The 288-nt window shown below is 38.9% G+C and carries 1 rRNA gene; it reads right to left on the bottom strand.

The annotated features are described in order from the left end of the window. Positions 1-222 precede the first annotated feature (222 nt). Positions 223-288 (bottom strand): 16S ribosomal RNA (locus OQJ86_RS26495); the annotation flags it as partial.

Here is a 288-nt window from a genome sequence, read left to right as displayed (position 1 = left end):
TTGCCGGACTCAATTTCGAATAATCACTTAAAAGTGATATTCCCAAGAACACTTGAATGTGTTTTTTGGTGTTTGTCTTAAAAGACAAACATTGAGAACTTTACAAGTAATCTTAAAGATTACTTTGTCAGCTTTCCAAATTGTTAAAGAGCTATGTTAGCTACAAGCTTGCGCTTGTGAACTATCAATCTGTGTGGACACTCATCGTGAATAATCATCGTATAAGGAGGTGATCCAGCGCCAGGTTCCCCTAGCGCTACCTTGTTACGACTTCACCCCAGTCATGAA

The sequence above is a fragment of the Vibrio sp. Sgm 5 genome (assembly GCF_026241575.1).
Taxonomy (GTDB): Bacteria; Pseudomonadota; Gammaproteobacteria; order Enterobacterales; family Vibrionaceae; genus Vibrio; species Vibrio jasicida.
Note: the sequence above shows the minus strand (reverse complement) of the source record. Positions and strands in the feature narration are given on the sequence as shown.